The 22371-nt window shown below is 62.7% G+C and carries 21 protein-coding genes; 9 read left to right on the forward strand and 12 right to left on the reverse strand.

What is annotated here, in order from left to right; all coding sequences use genetic code 11:
* Positions 1-67 precede the first annotated feature (67 nt).
* From ACR30Z_RS07040 to ACR30Z_RS07065, 6 genes are read right to left on the reverse strand one after another with little or no spacing between them, the layout of a single operon-like run.
* Entirely contained in the window at positions 68-400 is a 333-nt protein-coding gene (locus ACR30Z_RS07040; RefSeq protein WP_011774796.1) for a metal-sulfur cluster assembly factor, read from the reverse strand.
* 13 nt (positions 401-413) lie between these two features.
* Complete coding sequence (gene sufC / locus ACR30Z_RS07045; protein WP_011774795.1) at positions 414-1199, reverse strand: Fe-S cluster assembly ATPase SufC; 786 nt, start codon at positions 1197-1199, stop codon at positions 414-416.
* A gap of 43 nt (positions 1200-1242) precedes the next feature.
* Positions 1243-1599 carry a non-heme iron oxygenase ferredoxin subunit gene (locus ACR30Z_RS07050; protein WP_011774794.1) on the reverse strand — a complete coding sequence of 119 codons (357 nt, stop codon included), beginning with the start codon at positions 1597-1599 and terminating at the stop codon, positions 1243-1245.
* A 21-nt stretch (positions 1600-1620) separates the two neighbouring features.
* On the reverse strand, positions 1621-2934 hold the full coding sequence (gene sufD, locus ACR30Z_RS07055; protein WP_144648243.1) for a Fe-S cluster assembly protein SufD: 1314 nt from the start codon (positions 2932-2934) through the stop codon (positions 1621-1623).
* Between the two features lie 2 nt (positions 2935-2936).
* Entirely contained in the window at positions 2937-4400 is a 1464-nt protein-coding gene (sufB, locus tag ACR30Z_RS07060; protein WP_011774792.1) for a Fe-S cluster assembly protein SufB, read from the reverse strand.
* On the reverse strand, positions 4400-5221 hold the full coding sequence (locus ACR30Z_RS07065; protein WP_434371769.1) for a helix-turn-helix transcriptional regulator: 822 nt from the start codon (positions 5219-5221) through the stop codon (positions 4400-4402). The genes sufB and ACR30Z_RS07065 overlap by 1 nt, the downstream gene beginning before the upstream one ends.
* A gap of 110 nt (positions 5222-5331) precedes the next feature.
* Between ACR30Z_RS07065 and ACR30Z_RS07070 the strand changes: the two genes are divergently transcribed.
* From ACR30Z_RS07070 to ACR30Z_RS07080, 3 genes are read left to right on the forward strand one after another with little or no spacing between them, the layout of a single operon-like run.
* Positions 5332-6297: an ABC transporter ATP-binding protein gene (locus tag ACR30Z_RS07070; protein ID WP_434371771.1), complete on the forward strand. Its 966-nt coding sequence runs from the start codon at positions 5332-5334 to the stop codon at positions 6295-6297.
* Positions 6294-7058 (forward strand): ABC transporter permease, encoded by a 765-nt coding sequence (locus tag ACR30Z_RS07075; RefSeq protein ID WP_434371773.1) that lies wholly within the window; start codon positions 6294-6296, stop codon positions 7056-7058. Before ACR30Z_RS07070 ends, ACR30Z_RS07075 begins: the two co-directional genes overlap by 4 nt.
* Before the next feature lie 46 nt (positions 7059-7104).
* The gene (locus tag ACR30Z_RS07080) at positions 7105-8049 is read left to right on the forward strand and encodes a COX15/CtaA family protein (RefSeq protein WP_434371775.1); all 945 of its coding nucleotides are present in this window, start codon (positions 7105-7107) and stop codon (positions 8047-8049) included.
* Positions 8050-8806: 757 nt separating this feature from the next.
* Here the strand turns inward: ACR30Z_RS07080 and ACR30Z_RS07085 are convergent.
* Positions 8807-9769: a heme o synthase gene (locus ACR30Z_RS07085; protein WP_144648238.1), complete on the reverse strand. Its 963-nt coding sequence runs from the start codon at positions 9767-9769 to the stop codon at positions 8807-8809.
* Between the two features lie 428 nt (positions 9770-10197).
* Here ACR30Z_RS07085 and tkt point away from each other — a divergent pair, with 428 nt between their 5' ends.
* From tkt to pgl, 6 genes are read left to right on the forward strand one after another with little or no spacing between them, the layout of a single operon-like run.
* Positions 10198-12324, forward strand: coding sequence for a transketolase (gene tkt / locus ACR30Z_RS07090; RefSeq protein WP_434371776.1), 2127 nt, complete (start codon positions 10198-10200; stop codon positions 12322-12324).
* Between the two features lie 23 nt (positions 12325-12347).
* Positions 12348-13466 (forward strand): transaldolase, encoded by a 1119-nt coding sequence (gene tal / locus ACR30Z_RS07095; RefSeq protein WP_110504609.1) that lies wholly within the window; start codon positions 12348-12350, stop codon positions 13464-13466.
* Positions 13467-13472: 6 nt separating this feature from the next.
* Positions 13473-15104: a glucose-6-phosphate isomerase gene (locus ACR30Z_RS07100; protein WP_434371778.1), complete on the forward strand. Its 1632-nt coding sequence runs from the start codon at positions 13473-13475 to the stop codon at positions 15102-15104.
* Positions 15105-15119: 15 nt separating this feature from the next.
* Positions 15120-16676 carry a glucose-6-phosphate dehydrogenase gene (gene zwf / locus ACR30Z_RS07105; protein WP_144648236.1) on the forward strand — a complete coding sequence of 519 codons (1557 nt, stop codon included), beginning with the start codon at positions 15120-15122 and terminating at the stop codon, positions 16674-16676.
* Positions 16673-17614, forward strand: coding sequence for a glucose-6-phosphate dehydrogenase assembly protein OpcA (locus ACR30Z_RS07110; protein WP_144648235.1), 942 nt, complete (start codon positions 16673-16675; stop codon positions 17612-17614). The genes zwf and ACR30Z_RS07110 overlap by 4 nt, the downstream gene beginning before the upstream one ends.
* Positions 17604-18422 (forward strand): 6-phosphogluconolactonase, encoded by an 819-nt coding sequence (gene pgl, locus ACR30Z_RS07115; RefSeq protein WP_144648234.1) that lies wholly within the window; start codon positions 17604-17606, stop codon positions 18420-18422. The genes ACR30Z_RS07110 and pgl overlap by 11 nt, the downstream gene beginning before the upstream one ends.
* On the opposite strand, the gene ACR30Z_RS07120 is transcribed toward pgl, so the two are convergent.
* The 5 genes from ACR30Z_RS07120 to gap form a co-directional block, all read right to left on the reverse strand.
* Positions 18375-18770: an RNA polymerase-binding protein RbpA gene (locus tag ACR30Z_RS07120; protein WP_434371781.1), complete on the reverse strand. Its 396-nt coding sequence runs from the start codon at positions 18768-18770 to the stop codon at positions 18375-18377. The two genes, pgl and ACR30Z_RS07120, sit on opposite strands and share 48 nt — an antisense overlap.
* Positions 18771-18934: 164 nt before the next feature.
* Positions 18935-19192: a preprotein translocase subunit SecG gene (gene secG, locus ACR30Z_RS07125; RefSeq protein WP_024821019.1), complete on the reverse strand. Its 258-nt coding sequence runs from the start codon at positions 19190-19192 to the stop codon at positions 18935-18937.
* Between the two features lie 36 nt (positions 19193-19228).
* Positions 19229-20044: a triose-phosphate isomerase gene (gene tpiA / locus ACR30Z_RS07130; protein ID WP_434371783.1), complete on the reverse strand. Its 816-nt coding sequence runs from the start codon at positions 20042-20044 to the stop codon at positions 19229-19231.
* 75 nt (positions 20045-20119) lie between these two features.
* On the reverse strand, positions 20120-21346 hold the full coding sequence (locus tag ACR30Z_RS07135; RefSeq protein ID WP_144648231.1) for a phosphoglycerate kinase: 1227 nt from the start codon (positions 21344-21346) through the stop codon (positions 20120-20122).
* Positions 21347-21355: 9 nt separating this feature from the next.
* On the reverse strand, positions 21356-22366 hold the full coding sequence (gene gap, locus ACR30Z_RS07140; protein WP_089595055.1) for a type I glyceraldehyde-3-phosphate dehydrogenase: 1011 nt from the start codon (positions 22364-22366) through the stop codon (positions 21356-21358).
* Positions 22367-22371: the final 5 nt, after the last annotated feature.

A 22371-nucleotide genomic window follows, 5' to 3' on the forward strand; every position in this document is an offset into this window, starting at 1 on the left:
AGGAAGGGTTCCGGGCAACATGCCCGGAACCCTTCCTTATGCCCGCTTTCCGGACAAATCCTGCTGATCAGATGTTGAAGCCGAGGGCCCGCATCTGGTCCTTGCCGTCGTCGGTGATCCGCTCAGGACCCCACGGCGGCATCCATACCCAGTTCAGGCGCCAATCGTCAACGACTCCGTCGAGGGACTTGCCAACCTGCTCTTCAAGCACGTCCGTCAGCGGGCACGCCGCCGTGGTCAGTGTCATGTCAATCAGGAGGGCGCCGTCCTCGTCCGAGTACTTGAGTCCGTAAAGGAGGCCCAAGTCCACCACGTTGACCCCAAGTTCCGGGTCAATGACGTCCTTAAGCGCTTCCTCGACGTCCTCGAGGCTGGTGCGCGCCGTGTTGATTTCGGTCATGGAACGATCCTAACTAGGCCTGCACGGCAGGAGCAACGGCAACGCCGGCGCCTGGAGCGTAGCGGTCGTAGCCTTCTTCTTCGAGACGGTCCGCGAGCTCGGGGCCACCCTCTTCAACAACCTTGCCGTCGACGAAGACGTGAACGAAGTCCGGCTTGATGTAGCGCAGGATGCGGGTGTAGTGGGTGATGAGCAGCGTACCCATGTTGCCTTCTTCGTGCGCACGGTTGACGCCCTCGGAAACAACCTTCAGGGCGTCGACGTCCAAGCCGGAGTCGGTCTCGTCGAGGATGGCGAACTTCGGCTTGAAGAGCTCAAGCTGCAGGATCTCGACACGCTTCTTCTCGCCACCGGAGAAGCCTTCATTGACATTGCGCTGGGCAAAGTCGGCGTCGATGCGCAGCTGCTGCATGGCCGCCTTGACGTCCTTGGTCCAGGTACGCAGCGCCGGTGCTTCACCGTCGATGGCTGTCTTGGCGGTGCGCAGGAAGTTGGTCATGGTGACGCCCGGAACCTCTACGGGGTACTGCATGGCCAGGAAGACGCCTGCGCGGGCACGTTCGTCGACGCTCATCTCGAGGACGTCTTCGCCGTCCAGCGTGATGGTGCCGCTGGTGACGTTGTAGCGCGGGTGACCGGCGATGGTGGAGGCGAGCGTGGACTTGCCCGAACCATTGGGGCCCATGATGGCGTGGGTCTCGCCGGTCTTGATGGTCAGGCTGACGCCCTTCAGGATCTCCTTGGTGCCCTGCTCCGTCTCAATGCTGACGTGCAGGTCCTTGATCTCAAGAGTTGACATGCTCTTCTTTCTTTTCGTTCGTAAGTCTGGCGGTACTGGACGCTCAGTAGTTATCTACCGAAGCGCCGTTCACAACGTTGGTCACGTCCACGTAAACGTCGTCTCCGTCGATGGTGACGGCGAAAACCGGGACGGGGTCATAAGCAGGCAGCTGGAGGGGCTGGCCGCTGCGAAGATCGAACTGGGAACCGTGTCCCCAGCATTCGATCGCGCAGCCTTCAACCTCGCCCTCGGACAACGAGATGTCCGCGTGCGAGCAGGTATCGGCGATGGCGTGGATATCGCCCATCGAGTCCTTCACGATGGCTACGGGGTAGTCGTCGATCAGGACACGCAGCGCCTGCTTGACCTGGATGTCATTGGCGTTGCATACCAGTTCGCCCTTGGTTTCTTCACTCATTGTTGTCCTGCCTGGCCTGTCTTAGTTGTCGGTCGCGGCGAGTTCGCGCTCAACGGCTGCGGTCAGGCGCTCTTCGATTGCCGGGACCTTGATCTGCTGGATGATCTCGTTGAGGAATCCTCGGACCACCAGGCGGCGGGCAACCTTTTCGGGAATGCCACGGGCCATCAGGTAGAACAGGTGCTCGTCATCGAAACGGCCGGTGGCGCTGGCGTGGCCTGCACCCTCGATCAAGCCGGTTTCGATTTCGAGGTTGGGAACCGAATCCGCGCGGGCACCGTCGGTGAGCACCAGGTTGCGGTTGGCCTCGTAGGTGTCGGTGCCTTCGGCTTCCTTGCGGATCAGGACGTCGCCAACCCAGACACTGTGGGCATTGCGGCCCTGCAGTGCGCCCTTGTAGAGAACCCGGGACTTGCAGTTGGCCACTGCGTGGTCCACGAAGAGGCGCTGCTCGAGGTGCTGTCCGGCATCTGCGAAGTACAAGCCGAACATTTCGACGTCGGCGCCAGGTGCAGTAAAGCGAGTGGACGGCGTAACGCGGACGAGGTCCCCGCCGAGGCTGACCACGATGTGCTTGAACTTGGCGTCGCGGCCGATCTTGGCCTGCTGCGATGACGCGTGGACGGCGTTGTCTGCCCACTCCTGCAGTGAGACTACGGTCAGTTCCGCACCGTCTTCGACGATGATCTCCACATTCTCGGAGACAACTGCGGTGCCCTGGTGGTCAAGGACCACGACGGCCTTGGAGAAACGCTCCGCCACAATCACGATGTGCTGGGCGGAAGGAGCCTCTCCGGCACCGGTGATGAGGACCGAAACTTCACTGTCCGCCTGCAGTTCCGCGGGCACGGTAACCACCGTGGCTTCGGCGAAGTTTTCCCAGGCGTTGGCGGACACGAGGTCCTCCGGGATGGCGGCCTGGCCGATGCGCTTGTCATCGCGTCCTACGGTTTCAACAACGACGCCGGCCGGTGCGGTGACGCTGACAGCCGGAGCTGCGCCGTTGAGGACTTCGGTGTGGAGGCCGCGCAGGCGCTTCAGCGGTGTGAAACGCCAGTCTTCCTCCAAGCCGTTCAGCGGCTTGAAGTCAGCCAGCTTGTAGGAAGTGAGGCGGCCTGCCCGCGAGCTGTCCGGGATGCCTACGCCGCCACCGTGCGAGTGGCTCTTGGCCGAAGCGCCAGCGAGCGGACCAGCGGAAGGCTGCTCCGACGTCGTGCTGGTGTTCGTCCCGGTGTTTACGGGCGAAAGGTTTTCGCCTTCCTCGGTGAAACCGTTGATAAACGGCTGGGCCGAGGGCGCGCCGATGCGCGCCTTTTCAGTAGTGATATCAGTCATTGTTAACCGACGGACCCTTCCATCTGCAGTTCAATCAAGCGGTTCAGCTCAAGGGCGTATTCCATGGGCAGTTCACGGGCGATCGGCTCGATAAAGCCGCGCACGATCATGGCCATGGCTTCGTCTTCAGGCATGCCGCGGGACATCAGATAGAAGAGCTGCTCTTCGCTGACGCGGGAAACGGTGGCCTCGTGCCCCATTACAACGTCATCCTCACGGATGTCGATGTACGGGTACGTGTCCGAACGGGAAATGGTGTCCACCAGAAGGGCATCACAGCGGACCGTGTTGGCCGAGTGCTTGGCGCCTTCGCGGACCTGGACCAAGCCGCGGTAGGCAGCACGTCCGCCGCCACGGGCCACGGACTTGGAGATGATGGAGCTCTTGGTGTTCGGCGCGATGTGCACCATCTTGGAGCCCGTGTCCTGGTGCTGGCCTTCGCCGGCAAAGGCGATGGACAGGGTCTCACCCTTGGCGTGCTCGCCAACAAGGTAGACGGCAGGGTACTTCATGGTCACCTTGGAACCGATGTTGCCATCGATCCACTCCATGGTGGCGCCCTCTTCGCAGATGGCGCGCTTGGTGACGAGGTTGTACACGTTGGTGGACCAGTTCTGGATGGTCGTGTAGCGGACGCGGGCGCCCTTCTTCACGATGATTTCCACAACAGCCGAGTGCAGGGAGTCCGAGGTGTAGATCGGAGCCGTGCAGCCTTCGATGTAGTGAACGTACGAGTCTTCATCGGCAATGATCAGCGTGCGCTCGAACTGGCCCATGTTTTCCGTGTTGATGCGGAAGTAGGCCTGCAGCGGGATATCAACGTGCACGCCCTTGGGCACGTACACGAACGATCCGCCGGACCATACAGCTGTGTTCAGCGAGGCGAACTTGTTGTCGCCCACCGGGATGATGGTGCCGAAGTACTCCTGGAAGATCTCCGGGTGTTCGCGCAGCGCGGTGTCCGTGTCAAGGAAGATGACGCCCTGGGCTTCCAGATCCTCGCGGATTTGGTGGTAGACAACCTCGGATTCGTACTGGGCAGCGACACCCGAGACGAGACGGCTGCGCTCAGCTTCCGGGATACCCAGCTTCTCGTAGGTGTTCCGGATGTCTTCGGGGAGGTCTTCCCACGTAGCTGCCTGCTTCTCCGTGGAACGCACGAAGTATTTGATGTTGTCGAAGTCGATGCCCGAGAGGTCTGCACCCCAGGTGGGCATGGGCTTGCGGTCGAAGTACTTCAGGCCCTTGAGGCGCAGATCGAGCATCCATTCGGGCTCGTTCTTCTTCGAGGAGATGTCGCGGACAACCTCCTCGTTGAGGCCACGACGGGCATTTGCGCCTACGTCGTTCTTGTCGGCCCAGCCGTACTCGTAGTTTCCGATACCGTGCAGTTCGGGATTCTTCTCCAGAATCTCCGAGATCACAGTGCCGTCGGCTACCGCTTTCTCTGCTATTTGGTCCGTCATCACGGCCTTTCTTGCTGGTTGTTTGATTCCTGATACGGGTTCCCGGACTGCACTGCGACATCTGGGGATGCCGTGGCAGCCAGTCGCCCGGTAGGTATATGGGTGGTGCAGACGTGCCCGCCTTGCGCGAGCGTGGAGAGCCGCCGGACGTCGACGCCCACCAAGCGGGAGAAGACCTTGGTCTCTGTATCGCAGAACACCGGGAATTCGGCGGCAAGACGCTGGATGGGGCAGTGCCCTTGGCATAGCTGGACGCTGGACAAGGCAGCGGGCAACGGGGCCTTGGCCTCAATGGAATGGGCAGAGGCGACGAAGCCGTCGCGGCTCAGGGCTTTGGAGAGCGCCATGGCACGAGCCGTGATGTCATCACCGGCCGCTTCCACCTCAGGGGCGTAACGGCGTTCCATGTCGGCGAATCGTTCTTCCGCGTACTCCCGCACTGCGTCCTCGCCCGCAAGTTCCTGCAGGCGCCGCAGCGCGGAACTGGCGATGTTCAGGTAATCGTCGCCAAGCGTTGACTGGCCCTGGGAACTGAGGACATAGCGGCGTGCCGGACGACCTGCGCCGGAGCCGGCCTTGGCCACCCTTTTGACCTCGATCACGCCACTGCGTTCCAAGTGGTCAAGGTGCCTGCGCACTGCGGCCGGGGTGAAACCGAGAAGATCTCCCAGTTCTGCGGCGCTTACCGGGCCATTCTCCAAGACGGCGCTCAGGACGCGATCCCGTGTACGGTCATCCGCGTCCGGCAGCGCCGGCGAAGGCACATAGGCCTCTGCCGCTGCAGCATGCCGCTTTGAGGGCATGGAAACTGGACTGCTCATGGAATACACAACACAATCATGTCGTAATTTGTTTCATGCATCCAGTAAGGCAAGACTGACCTGGGGCTGCCCGCCAAGTGTGACCGTACTACTTCACGTAGAATACTTTGGTGCGATCACCCGATTCCCCTGTCCTCACCATAGACGGACTCATTAAGGACGTAGGCCCTTTGGCCTCGCTTGACGGCAAAATGCTGCGGGTGGTCAGCGGACTGTCACTGGTAGCCGAGCGCGGCCAAGTCACCGCCCTTCTGGGGGCAAATGGGGCGGGCAAGACCACCACCCTCGAGTGCGCCCAAGGTCTTCAAAAACGTACCGGCGGGACTATTTCGCTGCTCGGCGCGGACCCGGACACGGCGGGTGCGGACTTGAGGGCGCGCGTAGGTGTGATGCTCCAGGACGGTGGCTTGCCGCCGTCGGCCCGTCCCATCCCACTGTTGCGGCACGTCGCCGGCATGTACCGAAACCCCATGGACGTTGACGCCTTGGTGGAGCGCCTCGGAATCGATCAATTTTCCAGGACCACTGTTCGTCGCCTCTCCGGCGGCCAAAAGCAACGGCTCGCCTTGGCGGCCGCGCTGGTGGGAAACCCGGAGATCCTGTTCCTGGACGAACCCAGTGCAGGGCTGGATCCCCAGTCGCGCCAGATGGTGTTCGACCTCATCGCAGAACTTCGGGACGCAGGAATGGGGATCGTCCTCACGACGCATCTCATGGACGACGCCGAACGCTTGGCGGACTACGTCTATATCATCGACGGCGGACACAATGTTGTAGAAGGAACAGTCGCCGAGCTTCTGAAGCACGACCATTCTTCCGACACCTCCATGACGGACCGGACCTTGTACTTCGATGCCCCGGCCGGACTCGACTTTACCGGTGTCCTCGGCGCCGGGCTCCAGATCACAGAGACCCGATCGGGCAGCTACACGATTAGCGGTGAGCTGACGCCAAACGACCTTGCGGCCCTGACCGCCTGGTGGGCAGAACGGAACATCTTGCCCGCTTCACTGCGCTTGGAAGCCCGTAGCCTTGAAGATGTGTTCCTGGATATTTCCGGAAGGGACCTCAGATGAGCAAGCTCCTCTCACCCAACGCCGGTCCGGCGTCATTGCCGCGCCGGATCATCCAGCAGGGCCGCTACGAGACCATCACCATGCTGCGCAACGGCGAGCAACTGATTCTCGCCATCGTGCTGCCGTTGATGGCACTTGTAGGTCTGGTGGTCACCCCCATGTTGGACGGCATGGGCGGATCGCGTGTGGATGTGGCGACCCCTGGAATTCTCGCCCTGTGCGCCATGTCCACAGCATTTACCGGCCAAGGCATCGCGACGGGGTTTGATCGTCGCTATGGTGTCCTCCGGTTCCTCTCCACTACTCCTTTGGGCCGTGGAGGCCTGATTGCGGGCAAGATTCTCGCAGTGCTGGTGGTCCTGTTCCTCCAGGTCCTGGTGGTAGGCGCGATTGCCGGCCTTCTTGGCTGGCAGCCACGTCCAGAGGCATGGTTGCCTGGGCTTGGGTTGCTGGTCCTCGGTGCCGCCGCCTTCACAGCACTGGGCTTGCTGGTGGCGGGCACGGTGCGACCGGAAGCAACGCTGGCCATCACCAACCTGCTGTGGATCCTGCTGGGCGCGCTGGGCGGCATTGTGGTCCCTGCCGAACGGCTTCCCGCCCTCGCCCAGGGCATAGTGCAGTTCCTTCCCTCTGGCGCGTTGGGTGAAGCACTCCGTGACGTCTTCCTGCTGGGGGCCGTCCCGCTTCCCGCCGTCGTGATCCTCCTGCTGTGGACAGTGCTAGCCGGCGCCGCAGCCATCCGCTGGTTCAAGTGGAACTAACCAGCCTGTAGCCACTAACAATGCAGAACTGAGAGTTGAGAAAACTGTGAGCACGGCATCGCGCCTCCCGAAAACCATCCAGCGATTCACGTCCAAGTTGCCCACCGAAGTCAACAAGGCGGTGCGCCGACTGGCCCTGCTGTCGCTCATTGGGCAGACGGTTCTTGTGGTGACCGGTGGTGCGGTCCGTCTTACCGCCTCGGGTCTGGGCTGCCCCACGTGGCCGCGATGCACCAACGACTCGTTGGTCAATACACCGGAGATGGGCATTCACGGATTCATTGAGTTCGGCAACCGACTGCTTACGTTCGCCCTCGCGGCCGTTGCAGCGCTCATGTTGGTGTATTTGTGGAACCTCCGCAAGGAGCGTCGCGACCTCTTTGTCCTGGCTCTGGGACTCCTCGCAAGTATCCCGGCCCAGGCCATCATTGGCGGCATCACCGTATTGTCAGGCCTCAACCCCTGGGTTGTAGGCCTCCACTTCCTGGTGTCCATGGCATTGGTGGTCTTCGCAACGCTGCTCGTCAACCGGGCTTACGGCAGGACCGGGGGCTTCATGAATCGCACGCTGCCGTCCCTTCCGGCGATTGCCCGCCCGGCAATGATGGCAGTAGCCGTCTTCTCGGCCCTTTCTGTGATGCTTGGCGTTGTAGTTACCGGTGCCGGACCGCACGCAGGCGACGCCGACGCTCCCCGGAACGACCTCGACTGGGACCTCTTCTCGCACATCCACGCCGTTCCCGCCTACCTCATCACGGCCGGAACGCTCCTCGCGGTGTTCCTGGTGGTGCGCCACAAGATCGGCGGACCGTTCCGCACAGCGGCTTATCTCTTGTTGGGCGTAACCCTGCTGCAGGCCATCATTGGGTTCACCCAGTACTACAATGGCATCCCGGCCCTCCTCGTCGGTGCCCACATGTTCGGCGCTGCCGTGCTGATGAGTGCTGCGACGAATGCAGCAGACCTGGCAAAGTACAGCCCCGCCACCTGAACCCCGCACGCTCGCTCACATCCCGCCCCTTTTTGAGGTTCGCTCTCTCACATCCCGCCCCTTTTTGAGGTTCGCTCTCTCACATCCCACGGGTTTTAACGGGACCCTCTCCCACATCCCACGGGTTTTAACGGGACCCTCTCCCACATCCTGAACTGCTCCCTTTTGTCATGTGTAAGTGGTCGCGGCGCCGGCACCCGGGCGTGACCATGACACGCGGCGATTGGTGTCTGTATCTCCTCGCTGAACAGCGCCTTTCCTCGTTGGATGCCGCTGGACTTACCGAACCGCGCCGTTGTACGAGGACGGGCTCCGACCGTGGCTGTAGACAGCGAGGATTGTCCACTGGAGCGTGATCCAGGCAGCGCTCAGCAGGGAGGGGCCTTGGTTCGAGCCCTCAGCATCCCTCGATTCCCGAACAGCTCGAAACAAGGCGACGGCGGGGACTCCGGGGTCGGTCAGTTGCTAACAATGCCCGCACTTCGGCGTTGCTCAGGGAAGCCTTCGCGATGGGGAGGTGTGCCCCGCCGCCTGCGCCCCTCGCCCAGTCGCGAACACCACCCTTGGAACTCCGGACCTGTGCCATGTGCGAGACGTGCGAGAGGGACCGGCGAAAGGGTGCGGGAGGTGAGAGAGGGACCGGCGAAAGGGTGCGGGAGGTGAGAGAGCGTCGCGGTGGCGTTGGGCGAAACAGCGACGCCGGCACTCGGGTGAGTGCCGGCGTCGTCAGTATCTGTTGCTTGCGGGGTGGGACGCCCTAGCCGCCGATGATCGGTGAACCGATGAAGGGGTCAACGGCAAGCGCGATGAAGAGCAGCGTCAGGTAGCTGATGGAACCGTGGAAGACCTTCATTGCACCCTTGTTGGAGACGTCGCCACCCTGTGCGCGCTTGTACAGTGCATGGCTCTCGTAGAGGAACCATGCACCCGCAGCAACCGCGACGATGGTGTAGACCCATCCGGCCCCGCCAACGGGGACCATCAGCAAGGAGCAGGCAACCATGGCCCAGGCGTACAGGACGACCTGCACCGAGACCACTTTCGCGCCGGCGATGGCGCCGAGCATCGGTACCTTGGCGTTGCGGTAGTCCTCGCCGTAGCGCATGGACAGCGGCCAGTAGTGGGGAGGCGTCCAGAGGAAGATCACCATGAAGAGCACGATTGCGGGCCACTCAACAGTGTTGGTGACCGCTGCCCACGCGATGAGGACCGGGAAGCAACCGGCGGCCCCGCCCCAGACGATGTTCTGGGCGGTGCGGCGCTTCAGGATCATGGTGTAAATGACGACGTAGAAGACTATGGCACCGAGGCCCAGCCAGGCTGACAGCGGGTTGGCCCCGAACCACAGGATCGCGATGGACGCAGCGCCAAGAACCCAGGCGAAAACCAAGGCCTCGCGCGGAGTCACCTCGCCAGTGACAAGGGGACGCTTCTCGGTGCGGTGCATCAGTTTGTCGATATCGCGGTCGATGTAGCAGTTGAAGACGCCGGCGCTGCCTGCAGCGAACGCGCCGCCCACGAGGGTGGCGAGGATGAGGCCGATCGACGGGAATCCGCGCTGGGCGAAGATCATGGTGGGAAGGGTGCTGACCAGGAGCAGTTCGATGACACGGGGTTTTGTCAGTGCCAGATACGCCTTGAACTTGCGGGAAATTCCGATGCTTCCCCGGGCCGGGGACGCGTTGAGGGGCGTATCAGTTGTGCTCACGGCGGCAGTCACTCTGTTCTATGCTCTGGGGTTCTCGCAGCGGCTGGCGTCCCGGTTGTCGAAAGCAAGCACGGGCGCGTGAACCGCTGGTGGCCTCCAAATATCATACCGTGGCCGGAAGTGGCCCGATGTCCGCAAAATACGTCAATGTTTCCGAATCTTCACTCCCCCGGCGGGCCATCGTGATTCATATAAGGGAATTTCTGTCCAGTTAGTGGGATTCCCTGAGTTCCCTGACACGTTTAGGGCTAAGCTGTTGAGCAGATCAGCACACGTTGACCATCCGGGAAACCGTATTCTCGGATATCCGTGCGTCTGGATGAGAGATCAACGTTTCAATGGTGAACGGCTGGTAGACACATTGCAGCGGGCGCCATCCTGTGCTTCCTGCGTGCCGTGTCCATACGCCTGCCGTCAGCACAGAGAGGGGCTCGGTTTTCGTGCCACATTTGGAAGAGCAAGAACTGTCATGGACCGATCTGGACAAGAAGGCTGTTGACACCGTTCGTGTGTTGGCCGCCGACGCCGTGGAGAAGGTCGGCAACGGCCACCCTGGTACGGCAATGAGCTTGGCTCCGGCAGCGTACCTGCTGTTTCAGAAGCTGATGCGCCACGACCCCAAGAACCCGGACTGGATTGGCCGCGACCGGTTCGTCCTGTCCCCCGGCCATACCTCGCTGACGCTGTACATCCAGCTGTTCCTGTCCGGTTACGGCCTGGAACTGAAGGATCTGGAAGCGCTGCGCACCTGGGGTTCGCTGACCCCGGGCCACCCCGAGTACAAGCACACCGCCGGCGTGGAAATCACCACCGGTCCCCTGGGCCAGGGCCTGGCTTCCGCTGTTGGTTTCGCCTACTCACAGCGTCGCCAGCGCGGCCTGTTCGACGCCGATGCTCCCGCCGGCGAGTCGCCGTTCGACCACACCATTTGGGTCATTGCCTCCGACGGCGACCTGCAGGAAGGTGTGACCTCCGAGGCCTCCTCGCTTGCCGGCCACCAGGAACTGGGCAACCTCGTCGTCATTTATGACGAGAACCACATCTCGATCGAAGACGACACTGACATCGCCTTCACCGAAGACGTCCTCAAGCGCTACGAGGCCTACGGCTGGCACACCCAGCGCGTCGACTGGACCAAGACCGGCGACTACGTCGAAGACGTCCAGGAGCTGTACTCCGCACTTCAGGCGGCCAAGGCAGAGACGAACAAGCCGTCCATCATCTCGCTGCGCACCATCATCGGTTACCCGGCTCCGAAGAAGCAGAACACCGGCAAGATCCACGGTTCGGCCCTGGGTGCCGAGGAAGTCGCAGCACTGAAGACCGTGCTCGGCTTTGATCCGGCCAAGTCCTTCGACGTTGACGAAGAAGTCCTCGCACATGCCCGCAAGGTCCTTGACCGCGGTGCTGAGTCCCGCGCAGCCTGGCAGGCTTCGTTCGAGGCATGGCAATCAGCCAACCCGGACGCCGCCGCCCTGCTGGAGCGTGTGGAAGCCAAGAAGCTTCCCGTGGGCATCGACGCCGCGCTTCCGGTGTTCGAAGCCGGCAAGGACGTTTCCACCCGCGCGGCTTCGGGCAAGGTCCTGAACGCCATTGGTCCGGTTCTTCCGGAGCTGTGGGGCGGTTCGGCCGACCTCGCCGAGTCCAACAACACCACCATCGAAGGCTCGCCGTCGTTCATCCCGACCTCGCGTTCCACGGATGCCTGGAAGGGCAACCCGTATGGACGCGTGCTGCACTTCGGTATCCGTGAGCACGCTGCCGCGTCGATCGTGAACGGTATTTCCCTGCACGGCCGCACCCGCGCTTTCTCCGGCACGTTCCTGATCTTCTCCGACTACCAGCGGCCGGCCATCCGCCTCGGCGCGCTGATGGGTGTCCCGTCCCTGTACGTGTGGACGCACGACTCCATCGGCCTGGGCGAAGACGGACCCACCCACCAGCCGGTGGAGCAGCTCGCATCCCTGCGGGCCATCCCGGGCCTGGATGTTGTCCGCCCCGGCGACGCCAACGAAGTCTCTGCGGCATGGAAGGCCATGCTGGAGAACCACGAGAACCCGGCCGGCATCGTCCTGACACGCCAGAACATCCCCACCTACGCCCGCGGTGAAGGCGAAGCTGCTGGTGACACGTTCGGTTCCACCGCTGGTGTTGCCAAGGGCGGTTACGTCCTGGCCGAAGCCTCCAAGGACGGCGAAACCGTTGACGCCCAGGTCATCCTGATCGGCACCGGCTCGGAAGTCCAGCTCGCAGTCCAGGCCCGCGAAGCCCTCCAGGCCGAAGGCATCGCAGCGCGCGTTGTCTCCATGCCGTGTGTTGAGTGGTTCAACAAGCAGGACGAGGCTTACCGCGAATCTGTGCTCCCCGCTTCCGTGAAGGCCCGCGTTTCCGTCGAGGCCGGCCTGGCGCTCGGCTGGCGCGAATTCGTCGGCGACGCAGGCCGATCCATCTCCCTGGAACACTTCGGTGCCTCGGCCGATTACAAGCGACTCTTCAACGAATTCGGCATCACCGCCGAAGCCGTGGCAGCCGCAGCCAAAGACTCCCTCGCAGGCTTGACGGCCTGATCCCCCACAACAGGAGAAAACACATGTCTACAACTCCCACGCAGCAGCTTTCCGACGCCGGCGTTTCGATCTGGCTCGATGACCTCTCCCGCAACCGTCTGGAGACCGGCACCCTGCAGAAGCTCATCGACGAGAAGAGCGTTGTTGGTGTAACCACCAACCCGTCGATCTTCCACGCCGCCATCACCTCCGGCACGGACTACGACGCCACCATTGCAGCCCAGGCTGCGGCGGGCGCCAGTGTCGAAGAGACGATCTTCGAGATCACCACCACCGACGTTGCAGACGCCTGCGACCTCTTCGCGCCCATCGCTGCAGCCACCCATGGCGTGGACGGCCGCGTCTCCATCGAGGTTGATCCCCGCTTGGCTTGGGACACCGCCGGCACCATCGCCGAGGCCAAGCACCTCTACGCCAAGGTCAACAAGGACAACGTCCACATCAAGATCCCGGCAACCCTGGAGGGCCTTGAAGCCATCACGGCCACCTTGGCCGAGGGCATCAGCGTCAACGTGACCCTGATCTTCTCCCTGGAGCGCTACCGCGCAGTCATCAATGCATTCCAGTCCGGCCTTGAGCAGGCCAAGGAGAACGGCCACGACCTCTCCAAGATCCACTCCGTGGCTTCGTTCTTCGTCTCCCGCGTGGACTCCGAGATCGATAAGCGCCTTGACGCCATCGGCACCGATGAAGCGAAGGCACTCAAGGGCAAGGCCGGCGTCGCGAACGCACGCCTGGCTTACCAGGTCTACGAAGAACTCTTCTCCACCGAACGATGGTCGGTCTTGGCCGAAGCCGGCGCCCTCCCGCAGCGTCCGCTCTGGGCCTCCACCGGCGTGAAGGACCCGGCCTACCCGGACACCCTCTACGTGACGGAACTCGTTGCAGCAGGCGTGGTCAACACCATGCCGGAGAAGACGCTCGACGCCACCTTCGACCACGGCGTGGTCACCGGTGACACCATCACGGGCACTTACGACGAAGCAAACGAGACCCTCAACGCCCTCGAAGCGCTCGGTGTCTCCTACAACGACGTCGTCACCCTCCTCGAGACCGAAGGCCTCGAGAAGTTCGTGGGCTCCTGGAAGGAACTCCTCGCCGACGTCGAAGGCGCACTCGTCACCGCACGGAAGGCTTCCTAACCCACTATGAGCACTATCAGCTACGACGCCAGCGGTGCCGCCCAGCAGGCCATCGCAGAACACATTGACGGCTTGGTCGAAGAGAAGATCGCCACCCGAATCTTCACCAAGGACCACACGCTGTGGGGCCCTGACGCGGAGTCCGAGTCAGCGATCCGCCTTGGCTGGGTTGAGGCCGCAACAGTGTCCCAGCCCTTGGTCGACGGGATCCTGAAGCTTCGCGATGCCCTTCGCGCCGAAGGCGTTTCACGCATTGTCCTGTGCGGCATGGGTGGATCGTCCCTGGCACCGGAGGTTATTGCGGGTACCGCCGGCGTCGAGCTGACTGTGCTGGACAGCACCGATCCTGAACAGGTCAGTGCTGCTCTGGCAGACCGGTTGGCGGAGACGGCAATCGTCGTTTCCTCCAAGTCCGGCTCCACTGTGGAGACCGACTCGCAACGACGCGTCTTCGAAAAGGCGTTCAACGACGCCGGTATCGACGCCAAGAGCCGCATCATCATCGTCACGGACCCCGGGTCTCCGCTGGACAAGGCATCCCGCGAAGCCGGCTACCGTGCAGTGTTCAACGCCGACCCCAACGTCGGCGGACGCTTCTCGGCACTCACTGCCTTCGGTTTGGTACCTTGCGGGCTGGCCGGCGTGGACATCCAGGCATTCCTGGATGAAGCGGAAGAGGCTGCGGAGATCCTCAACGAGGACTCCACTGACAACATCGGCCTTGCCCTGGGCATTGCCTTGGGTGGTACCAACCCGCTGCGCAACAAGATCGTCATCGCCGAGGATGGTTCGGGCATTGTGGGCTTCGCCGACTGGGCCGAGCAGCTCATCGCGGAATCCACCGGCAAACTCGGTACCGGTGTTCTTCCGGTCGTGGCCGGCCCGGAGTCCCCGGAGGCCCTCAACGGAGCCGACGACGTCCTGGTGGTTCGGCTGGTAAGTGCGGATGCCGACGTCGAACTTCGCGAAAACGAGGTTGCCATCGCCGGTGGGCTGCCCTCCCAGATGTTCGTCTGGGAATTCGCCACGGCAGTCGCCGGTCGCCTGCTGGGCATCAACCCGTTCGACCAGCCAGACGTCGAGGCCGCGAAGGTGGCTGCCCGTGGCTTGTTGGACGCCCGGCCGGAACCCACTCCCGCAGCCTTCACGGATGGTGCCGTTGAAGTACGCGGTGGTGAGTGGCTCGGCTCAGCGTCAACTGCATCGGAAGCCGTGCAGGCGCTCCTCGGCCAGCTCGGCACGGATGGCTACTTAAGCGTCCAGGCTTACCTTGACCGCATTTCGCACGCTCCGCTCGAAGGAATTCGCGACGAACTCGCCGCTGTCAGTGGCCGTCCGGTGACCTTCGGCTGGGGCCCCCGGTTCCTGCACTCCACCGGGCAGTTCCACAAGGGTGGACCGGCCATTGGGGTGTTCCTGCAGATCACCGCTGCATCGTCCACCGATCTGGCCATCCCGGAGCGCCCTTTCACCTTCGGTCAGCTCATTGCCGCGCAGGCCTCGGGCGATGCCCAGGTCCTGGAAGGCCATGGCCGCCCCGTGTTGCGCCTGCACCTCACCGACCGTGCTGCCGGCGTAGCCCAACTCCAGGAAGTCGTCGCTGCGTTGGCCGGCCAGGCCAGCGCACTCGAAAGCTAAGGCACAGAACCAAACATGCCAGAAACTGAAAACGGCAGGAAGAACGCCGGCCTGCGGAACCCATTGCGGGATCCGCGGGACCGGCGCCTGAACCGCATTGCCGGGCCATCGTCGTTGGTGTTCTTCGGAGTCACCGGCGACCTCGCCCGTAAGAAGCTCATGCCCGCGGTCTATGACCTCGCGAACCGTGGTCTCCTTCCTCCCAGCTTCGCTTTGGTGGGTTTCGGCCGCCGCGAGTGGGACAACGCGGAATTTGCCGCTGAGGTCAAGGAGAACGTCAAGGCCCACGCCCGGACGAAATTCGATGAAGCGGTCTGGGAGCAGCTTGCTTCCGGTATCCGCTTTGTCCAGGGCGAGTTCGACGACGACGACGCTTTCGAGCGCCTCGGAGATGTCCTGGATGAGCTGGACGAAACCCGCGGCACGCGCGGCAATCATGGCTTCTACCTGTCCATCCCGCCCAAGGCGTTCGAGCAAGTCTGTCGTCAGCTGTCCAAGCACGGCTTGGCACAGGCCAAGCCCGGGCAGTGGCGTCGCGTGGTCATTGAGAAGCCGTTCGGACACGACCTCGAGTCCGCCCGGCAGCTCAACGACATTGTGGAGTCGGTGTTCCCTGCCGATGCGGTGTTCAGGATCGATCACTACCTGGGTAAGGAAACGGTGCAGAACATCCTCGCGCTTCGTTTCGCGAATCAGTTGTTCGAACCCCTCTGGAACGCCAACTACGTGGACCACGTCCAGATCACCATGGCCGAAGACATCGGCACCGGCGGGCGCGCAGGCTACTACGACGGTGTGGGCGCGGCCCGTGACGTGATCCAGAACCACCTCCTGCAGTTGCTCGCGTTGACGGCGATGGAAGAACCCATTTCCTTTAACGCCGATGACTTGCGGGCGGAGAAGGAAAAAGTTCTGGCTGCGGTCAAGTTGCCCGAGGACCTCTCCACTCACTCCGCACGTGGTCAGTTCACTGGTGGCTGGCAGGGCGGCGAGGAAGTCCTGGGCTACCTGGACGAGGACGGCATCCCGGCTGACTCCAAGACCGAGACGTACGCCGCGATCCGGGTGGATATCAATACCCGCCGCTGGAATGGTGTGCCGTTCTACCTGCGGGCCGGTAAGCGCCTTGGCCGCCGCGTTACAGAGATCGCGGTGGTCTTCAAGAGGGCACCCAACCTGCTGTTCCGTGATCACGGCGAGGACGACTTCGGACAGAATGCCGTAGTGATCCGTGTCCAGCCCGACGAGGGCGCCACGATCCGTTTCGGTTCCAAGGTTCCGGGCACGCAGATGGAAGTCCGCGATGTCACCATGGACTTCGGCTACGGCCACTCCTTCACCGAGTCCAGCCCCGAAGCCTATGAACGCCTCATCCTGGATGTACTCCTGGGCGAACCCCCGCTCTTCCCGCGTCACCAGGAAGTGGAGCTGTCCTGGAAGATCCTTGACCCGTTCGAGGAATACTGGGCCGGGCTGGAAGAACAACCACAACCTTACGCACCCGGCAGCTGGGGTCCGGCTTCGGCCGACGCCCTGCTGGCTCGCGACGGACGAACCTGGAGAAGGCCATGATTGTAGATCTTCCAGATACCACTACTTCCAAGGTCTCCAAGAAGATCATGTCGCTGCGCGAACAAGGCGGTGTCATCGCGTTGGGCCGAGTGTTGACCCTGGTGGTGGTGACAAAGTCCGGGCAGGAAGAGGAAGCAATCGAGGCGGCTAATGAAGCCAGTCGGGAACACCCGTGCAGGATCATTGTGCTTGCCGACGCAGGTGTCGAAGGTCCGGACCGCCTGGACGCGCAGATCCGTGTTGGAGGTGACGCCGGTGCTTCCGAGGTCATCGTCCTGCGCGGCCACGGGCATATGGCCCACGAGAGCGAATCGCTGGTGGCGGCACTTCTGCTTCCGGATGCACCGATCGTAGCCTGGTGGCCGCACGGTGCCCCGGAAAGTGCCTGCGAAACTTCCATCGGCCGCATTGCGCACCGCCGCATCACGGACTCCGCGAACGAGCCGGACCCCCGACGTGCTCTGGAGAACATTCGTGCAACGTACAAGGCCGGCGATACCGATCTTGCCTGGACCCGCCTGACCAACTGGCGCATGCAGCTCGCAGCTGTCTTCGACCAGGTTGACGGCGACCCGGTTTCGGCGGTGGCCGTCGAAGGCGCATCGGACTCACCCAGTACATTGCTCCTCGCCGCCTGGTTGAGCCTTGCCCTGCAGGCGCCCGTCACGATCGTGGCAGACCCGGCGGGTACCGGTATCCGCCGTGTGCGCCTCACCCGCGCCAGCGGCGATGTGCAGCTCTTCCGTCCCGGCTTGTCCGTGGCCGAGCTGACCCAGCCAGGACAACCCGCGCAGCGCATCACCCTCCCCCGGCGCAGCCTTAAGGACTGCCTGGCCGAGGAACTCCGGCGGCTGGACCCCGACGAAGTCTTCGGAGAAGTGATTACGATGGGACTTCCACTTACCAGCCAGAGGAGAGTCCAGACAAGTGCACGCTGAGCCAAGAGTAAGCATCCACCCCGACTCCAAGGTGTTGATGGCCGCGATTGCAGCCCGTCTCATCACCAAGCTCGTGGATGTCCAGGACAAGCACGGCGAAGCCACGGTGGTCCTCACCGGCGGAACCGTAGGCATTGGAACGCTGAAGGCGGTGGCCGACTCTGCCGCCGCCCCTGCAGTCGACTGGTCGAAGGTCAACTTCTGGTGGGGTGACGAGCGGTTCGTCGCCGCTGACAGCGACGACAGGAACACCCGCCAAGCACACCAGGCCTTGCTGGCCCACTTGTCTGTTGATCCCGCACGGGTTCACGAACCTGGTTCGGCCGACGAGTTCTCCACCGCGGAGGATGCAGCTGCTGCCTACGCCGAAGAACTCAAAGCCGCAGCCCAGGCTGAGCACGCCGCGGACATGTCTGATGACAGGCCGGAGCAGCCCGGCAAGCTGCCCCGCTTCGACATCCTGCTTCTTGGCGTAGGTCCGGACGCCCACGTGGCGTCGCTCTTCCCGGAGCAGGCCGGCATTCGGGAGAAAGAACGCACCGTGGTGGGCGTCGAAAACTCACCCAAGCCGCCGCCGTCGCGTATTTCCTTGACTCTGCCGGCCATCAACACCGCCCAGGAAATTTGGATGGTTGTTGCCGGTGAAGACAAGGCGGGTGCCGTTGGACTTGCCCTTGCAGGTGCCAACCCCGTTCAGGTGCCGGCAGCTGGTCCCGCCGGCCGGGCGAGGACCCTGTGGCTTATTGACGAGAATGCGGCCTCACGCGTCCCCCAGCAGCTGGTCCGGAAGGACCCCGCGGGCGCGTAGCCGCTCCAGCGCTCCAGCCAGGACAACTTCGGCGTCTTGGCTGGAGCGTCTTTCTTTAACGTAGTCCAGGTGGGATTTGAAGAGTTCGTCTTCGGGTCTTGGTTCCGCAGGGTGACCGGGATCCCGTGAAGCCGGCAAGCCGCATTTAGGGCAGTCCCAGGTCTTGGGAATCTGGTCATCCGGCAGCTTAAGAAAAACGAGCCGCGTCTCGTGTCCCTTGGCGCACCAATAGGGGACACGAATACGCGGCAATTGTTCACCTTCGCCGTGGTCGCTTTGATTTCTGGGAGCGGATCCGAGGGCTACCCCAACGCGGGTGCCGCGGTAACCAGGCGTGCCATGAACCATTTTCGAACCCCTAGCGACTCGGTGGTTGGCCGTCACGGCCCGTGGGCCTTACGGCCAACAGGGCCAGTCTAATGCGGGAGGTTCGACGGCGGCACTAGTGATTTGTGCCGCCGAGCAGAAAAAATGGGGAGGCCCCTTCGAGGAGCCTCCCCAGCCGGGGACGACTAGGAGTCGCCACCCGACGTGAAGCGCATGATCAGGCCCAAGCCGATGATGACTGCGCCCCACGTAATACCAAGAATGATGGTGAAGCGGTTCAGGTTGCGCTCGGCTACGCCGGACGAACTCAATCCGGAGCTCATTCCGCCACCGAACATGTCGGACAAACCGCCGCCACGTCCCTTGTGCAGGAGGATGAGCAGCGTCAGCAGAAGGCTGGTGATGCCCAGCAGGATCTGCAGAATGACTTGAAGAACGTCCACGACGGCCTTTCGAAGAAGCGGAAAACGGGAGCCGGACTAGTCCGTGACGAGGTGGCTCTCGAACCTGACAATGTTAGCAAACTCGGCGGGGTCCAGGCTGGCGCCACCCACAAGCAATCCATCTACGTCGGTTTCGGCCATAATGGCGGCAGCGTTGTTGGCCTTGACCGAGCCACCGTAAAGCAGGCGCGTCTTGGCGGCAACGGACTCATCAAAGAGCTCGCTAAGTTCGGCACGGATGGCGGCGCACATTTCCTGTGCATCGTCGGGGCCGGCTACCTCTCCTGTACCAATGGCCCAGACAGGCTCATAGGCAACCACAAGTTCGGCTGCCTGCTCTGCCGTGAGGCCTTCAACGCCGGCACGCAACTGAGCCAGCGTGTGATCGACGTGTGTGCCTGCTTGGCGGATCTCCAAGCCTTCGCCCACGCAGAGAACCGGGGTGACCCCGTGACGGAAGCCAGCTTTGACCTTGGCGTTCAGAACATCGTCCGATTCATTGTGGATGGTGCGACGCTCACTGTGGCCCACCAAGACGTAGGCGCAGCCCAGCTTGCTAAGGAACTGTCCGGAGATGTCGCCGGTGTAAGCGCCGGAGTCGAACTGGGACAGGTCCTGGCCGCCGTACACAACTTCCAGTTCGTCGCCCTGTACCAGTGTCTGGACGCCGCGGAGATCGGTGAACGGAGGAAAGACAGCAACCTCGACACGCTTGTAGTCGTGCTTGGCGTCGGACAAGGTCCAGGCGAGCTTCTGCAGCAACGTGATGCCCTGGACGTGGTCCATGTTCATCTTCCAGTTGCCGGCGATGAAGGGTTTGCGGACAAAGTTGCCGTTGGCAGAGGTAGTCACATGAACTCCAAAGAATGCGTTGAAATATGGAACGGCCGGCAGGACGTGTGAGCGTCCTGCCGGCCGGTGTGATGCTTAGCGGTCCAGGACGCTGAGGCCGGGAAGTTCCTTGCCTTCAAGGTATTCCAAGCTGGCGCCACCACCGGTGGAAATGTGGCCGAACTGCGAGTCCTCGAAGCCGAGGGTTCGAACGGCCGCTGCGGAATCGCCGCCGCCGACCACCGTGAAGGCCACGGTGTCCGTCAGCGCCTGGGCGATGGCCCGGGTGCCATTGGCGAACGCTTCGAATTCGAAAACGCCCATGGGGCCGTTCCAGAAGACTGTCTTGGCGCCTTCAATCTGAGCCGCAAAGGCGGACGCCGATTCGGGGCCAATGTCCAGGCCAATGCCGGAAGCACCGAAGGCGCTGTCCTCAATGGCATCCGCCTTGACCACCTCATGCTCAGCATCGGCCGCGAAACGGCTGGCGACCACCACATCCGTCGGGATGACAAAGGAGGTGCCTGCGGCAGAAGCCCGCTTGAGGTAGTCCTGGACGACGGGGATCTGGTCTTCTTCCAGGAGGCTGCCTGCCACTTTGTGTCCGGCAGCGGCGAGGAAGGTGAACAGCATGCCGCCGCCGACAAGGATGGTGTCGGCCTTGCCCAGCAAGTTGTCGATGACGGCCAGCTTGTCGGAGACCTTGGAACCGCCAAGGACCACAACGTAGGGACGTTGCGTGTCCGTGGTGAGCTTCCGGAGAACTTCCACCTCGGTGTGTACGAGATCGCCAAGGTATGACGGCAGCCGGGTGGCGACGTCATAGACACTGGCGTGTTTGCGGTGCACAGCGCCGAAAGCATCGTCCACGAACGCGCCGTTGCTTCCCGTGAGGGCCACCAGTTCGTCAGCGAAGGCGCCGCGCTCGGCGTCGTCCTTGCTGGTTTCGCGGGCATCAAAGCGAACGTTCTCCAGGACGAGTACTTCGCCGTCCTGCAGTGCCCCGGCAAGCTCCTTTGCGGAGGCACCCACCGTATCTTCGGCGAGCTGGACTTTGAAGTCCGCGAGTTCCGCCAGGCGGGCAGCGGCGGGCTTCAATGAGTACTTGTCTTCAGGGGCACCTTTGGGGCGTCCCAGGTGGGCTGTTACGAGCACACGGGCACCGGCGTCCGAGAGCTTCTTGAGGACCGGAAGGGACGCTTTGATGCGGCCATCGTCAGTCACTGTAGAGCCGTCGAGCGGCACATTCAGGTCACTTCTGACCAGAATGTACCGCCCGCGGACACCTTCAGCGATGAGTTCGTTGAGGGTGTGAGATGTCATGTGTCTACCCTAGCCCAGCTTGGATGCGACGAGCTCCGTAAGGTCCACGAGACGGTTGGAGTAGCCCCACTCGTTGTCGTACCAGGAAACAACCTTGACCTGGTTGCCAATGACCTTGGTCAAACCGGAGTCGAAGATGGAGGAAGCGGGGTCGCCCACGATGTCGGAGGACACGATGGGGGCATCGGTGTAGCTCAGGATGCCGGCGAACTGCTCGGACTCTGCAGCTGCCTTGACGGCGGCGTTAACTTCTTCCACCGTCACTTCGCGGGAAACGGTGACGGTGAGGTCGGTGGCGGAACCCGTGGGGACGGGAACGCGGATGGCGTAGCCGTCCAGCTTGCCCTTGAGCTCCGGCAGGACCAGGCCGATGGCCTTGGCAGCACCGGTGGAGGTGGGGACCATGTTGATGGCTGCGGCGCGGGCGCGGCGAAGATCGCCGTGCGGCCCGTCCTGCAGGTTCTGGTCAGCCGTGTAGGCGTGGACCGTGGTCATAAGGCCACGTTCGATGCCAAAAGCGTCGTTGACTACCTTGGCCAGCGGGCCAAGGCAGTTGGTGGTGCAGGAAGCGTTGGAGATGATGTTGTGAGCTGCGGGGTCGTAGAGCTCGTGGTTGACGCCCATGACGATAGTGATGTCTTCGTCGCTTGCAGGTGCCGAGATGAGGACCTTCTTGGCGCCGGCGTCGATGTGCTTCTGGGCCGCTGCTGCCTTGGTGAAGAAGCCGGTGGACTCGATAACGATGTCCACGCCCAGCTCGCCCCAGGGAAGGTTGGCGGGATCGCGCTCGGCAAGGACCTTGATGGACTTGCCGTCGACTACCAGGTTTCCATCGACAACTTCCACGGTCTGGGCGAGGCGTCCACCGACGGAGTCGTACTTAAGGAGGTGGGCGAGGGTCTCGGGGCTGGTGAGGTCGTTGACTGCAACGATCTCAAGGTCTGCGCCCTGGGCCAGTGCTGCGCGGAAGTAGTTACGGCCGATGCGGCCGAAGCCGTTAATACCAATACGGGTGGTCACTATGT

Origin of the sequence: Paenarthrobacter sp. FR1 (assembly GCF_051106045.1) — a bacterium.
GTDB classification, from domain to species: Bacteria; Actinomycetota; Actinomycetes; order Actinomycetales; family Micrococcaceae; genus Arthrobacter; species Arthrobacter nitroguajacolicus_A.